The following is a 3386-nucleotide window of genomic DNA, read 5'->3' as shown; positions in this document are numbered from 1 at the left end:
GGCGGCCAGGTGGGACACGCTCTCGCGGAGACCGCCCGCCGGCACGGGCTGCCCGCACCTCGCGGGTGCGGCCTGGCCTGGGGTCTGCCCTTTGCCTGTCCGGGCGCGGCCCGCGAGGTGTGCGACGCGGCCTACCGCAACGGTCTGCTGCTGGAAACGGCGGGAGCCCACGACGAGGTGGTCAAGCTCCTGCCGCCACTGACAGTGGGGGCAGGACAACTGGAGCAGGGCCTCGGGATACTCGACGAGGCAGTCGCCTCGGTGGTCGACGTACGAACCTTCGTGGCCTGACATCGGATCCAACGTCCCAGCCCCAGGCGCATGGACGAACCACCCCCGACGGCGGACCGGCCACAGGGCTAACGAAAGGAGAGCGGATGTCGGTTGACCTCGTCGGGTTCCTTGGTGTGGTGCTGGTGGCCTACCTCGTGCCGGGGCCGGACTTCCTCGTGGTACTCCGGTCGGCGACCGAACATCCCTCAAAGGGACGGGCCGCGGCGCTGGGAGCCCAGGCCGGCTTGTGCGTGCACATGCTCGCCGCCGCCACCGGACTGTCGCTGATCGCCGCCCGCTCCCCCACGGTCTACGACGCCATCAAGCTGCTCGGCGCGGCCTACCTCGTCTACCTCGGGATACGGGCCGTGCTGGCAGCTCGGCGGGCCGCCCGTGAGCGGTCGGCCGGCCAAGAGGCGACGAGCGGCCCAGAGAACAGCCCAGCGCAGGAGGACCCCGCGGAGGCCGGGTCGACCCGAGGCCGGTGGCGGTCCGGCTTCACGCAGGGCTTCCTCACCAATGTACTCAACCCCAAAGCAGCCCTGTTCTTCATCAGCATCCTGCCGCAATTCGTCAACGGCGGCGGATCGATGACGCGGCAGATCTTCTTCCTCGGCACCTTGGACGTCCTTATCGGCATCGTCTACTGGTTCGCCCTGGTCGCCGTCGCCACGCACCTACGGGCGCTCCTCGCCCGGCCGAAGTTCCGTCACCGCTGGGAACTGACGACCGGATGGCTGTTCATCGGCATCGGCATCGGCGTCGCCGCAATCGCTTGACCCCCCGACTGGAGTGTGCGCCACAGCATGAGCAGACCTCCTTCAAGCGGATCACCCCCGCTCGTGGGGCGTCTACCGCCGGAAGGGACCGGCACCTCTCAGCGCAAGTTGCCATACCGAGCACGCGAGGGCGGTGACGGCTGCCGGGGCCGCACGGACTAGGGTCGTGGCGGAGTTAGGGCGCGCACGTTCCCGTTGCTGTCACCACCGCCCACGCGGTTCAGTGGCGCCGCCGACCAAAGTTGAGGCGAGCAGCGTGGGGGACCTCGCCCGGATCGGGGAACCGTGCCCAAGAACAACTTCGCCGCGCGCCGCCGTCGGGCTCGCCTCTTCGCCGACTGCGTCGGCATCAGCTACGCCGAGGCCCTGCGCCGTCTGGACGACGCCCGCACCGGGGCCTTCGACCACCAGCACGACTCTCCGGACCTGGCCTTCCTGGCCCTGGAGCCCTACAGCGGCGGCCGCACCGTGAACACCGACCTCGCCGCTCGCCTGGTCGCAGCCGCGTAGGATAGGTGCCGCCACTGCCTGATCATGCTGTCGGTTGACGCCCTGGACCACCGCCCCACCGTGGCCGCCTTCTCCGGGAAGGCGTTAGGGATCCTGCCCAAGGCGGGGAGGGTGCGGGACTCCACCGTGCGATGGGCCGTTCTGGCTCGACGCGTACACGGTGACCGTGACGACTCCGCGGCCGCCTCAGCGGTGTGGGAGGCAGTCGAGGCGATGGACGTCCAGCAGTTGTACGGCCTGCTCGACGACGCTCTCCGCCTCTGGGCCATCGCGGGGTCCCCGCCTGTCGTCATCCATCACGGCGAGTTTGGCGATGGCTCGGACGGTGGACCTCTCTACCAGGTGACGTTGGCGTCCAGGGAGGACGGCGGTCACCGGGTGCCCGTGCTCGCGCTCGGCCACGAGGCCGGGCGAGCAGGCCTGGCCCACCTGCGCGAGGTCGGCCTGCCCGACTGGGACTGGGAGAGCCCGCCTGTCATGGACCTTAAGTGGCAGCTGCGGGTCAGCCTCGGAGCCCGGGCGTTGGAGGCGATCGTCCGCGTCGACGGTGAGGGGCTCGACGACATCGTGCTGTGGAAGGCCGCCAAGCCCGTCCCACTGTCCGATGGCTGGTGGGACCTGCTCGACCGCGCGCAGCACGTCGAGGTTTGGGGCCCTTGGGCACCGGGTTCCCCCGAGGCGCCCGAGCAGGTCGCCGTCGTCGCCCGCGTCACGTTCCGGTAGGGGCACCGCCGCAATGCGGCAGAAACCACCGCCGGGCACGGCGCGTTGCTGTTCACCCCCGCCTCGGCGTGCGACCAGGTCCCACACGCACACCAGTGCGATGCCTTCGCTTCCAGGACCCGGGCAGCGCACTTGAGTGCGTGTAGGCCCTGGGACGCGTTCCCCGTCGGCCCCGCACAGAGAAGGACCCCGGGGCCGCACAGCCCGGGGTCCTTCGCCGCTGTCTTCACCCGGGCCCGCGCCTCCTCCAGCGTCGGACAGCACGTCCGGGCCCCTGTCCACCGGAATCGCTTGCCCTCCGGTGGCCCCGGGCTGGAGGGTGGCCAAGTGGTGCGTCGGTGCACTCAATCTGTGGCAATCTAATTTCCGTTGGGGGGATCAAATGATGATCGAATACGTCTGCACCGCATGTCCCTTCCAGGCTGACGGTCTCGAAGATCTGCAGCGGCACTCACTGGAGACGGGCCACGTGGGCATCGGTAAGACGGAGGCCCCGCCAGCTGGAAGCAAGCTCTCCAAGCTCAACAAGCGTCTGCTCGTAGCTCAAGGCGTGACCCTTACCGCCCTCGGAGCCTCCGTCTTGGCGTGCACGTACCTATACGCCAAGTGGCAGGATGCAGAGGCGGAGAATACCTACCTGAAGTCACCGAGCGGAGCAGGACGCAACCTCAAGAGCCACGACCAGGGCCGAGACAAGGAATGAACTGAGCAGTGCGCCCAGGCGACGGCCCCGGCCTCGAGCGCGCAGACGAGTCCGTCGGCCTTTAGCTTGTTCTTTATCTACCAAGATCTTCCGGGCTTGCCGATGGCCTTGAGGGTCTCGGGGCGTTTGACCGTCTTACCGACGTCGTAGCGGGGTGCCCGCTGCTTGTTCTTGGCGCCGGGCGGTCGTCCGGGGCCGGCGCCTCGGGGTTTGGGAACACTGGCCGGGCAGGTGAGCTGAGCGCGGATGTTCCTGAACCCCCGGCGGACCCGGGCCGGGGTGAGCCTGTCGGAACTGGCGGGTGGGCCTTGACCCCGGATTTTGGACACCGGAGAGACTTGGATCTTGATGGTCCAGGAGAACGGAGTCCCCGTGGGGATGAAGCACTGTCCCGCCGA

Annotated in this window: 4 protein-coding genes and 2 pseudogenes; 5 read left to right on the top strand and 1 reads right to left on the bottom strand. The window is 68.9% G+C overall.

The features are described 5' to 3' along the window. From ACFWUZ_RS36175 to ACFWUZ_RS36155, 5 genes and pseudogenes are all read left to right on the top strand, one after another. Nucleotides 1–291: pseudogene (locus tag ACFWUZ_RS36175) on the top strand (diaminobutyrate--2-oxoglutarate transaminase); the annotation flags it as partial. Between the two features lie 86 nt (nt 292–377). Then, a complete protein-coding gene (locus ACFWUZ_RS36170) occupies nt 378–1052 on the top strand; it encodes a LysE family translocator (protein ID WP_384382357.1) in 675 nt (224 codons plus the stop codon). A gap of 285 nt (nt 1053–1337) precedes the next feature. Beyond that, on the top strand, nt 1338–1562 hold the full coding sequence (locus ACFWUZ_RS36165; protein WP_384382355.1) for a hypothetical protein: 225 nt from the start codon (nt 1338–1340) through the stop codon (nt 1560–1562). Between the two features lie 24 nt (nt 1563–1586). After that, nucleotides 1587–2285, top strand: coding sequence for a hypothetical protein (locus tag ACFWUZ_RS36160; protein ID WP_384382353.1), 699 nt, complete (start codon nt 1587–1589; stop codon nt 2283–2285). Nucleotides 2286–2667: 382 nt separating this feature from the next. Then, entirely contained in the window at nt 2668–2988 is a 321-nt protein-coding gene (locus ACFWUZ_RS36155) for a hypothetical protein (protein ID WP_384382351.1), read from the top strand. Between the two features lie 77 nt (nt 2989–3065). Here the strand turns inward: ACFWUZ_RS36155 and ACFWUZ_RS36150 are convergent. Continuing rightward, nucleotides 3066–3290 (bottom strand): annotated as a pseudogene (locus ACFWUZ_RS36150) (transposase); the annotation flags it as partial. Nucleotides 3291–3386: the final 96 nt, after the last annotated feature.

Source organism: Streptomyces sp. NPDC058646 (genome assembly GCF_042716875.1).
Lineage (GTDB): Bacteria > Actinomycetota > Actinomycetes > Streptomycetales > Streptomycetaceae > Streptomyces.
Note: the sequence above shows the minus strand (reverse complement) of the source record. Positions and strands in the feature narration are given on the sequence as shown.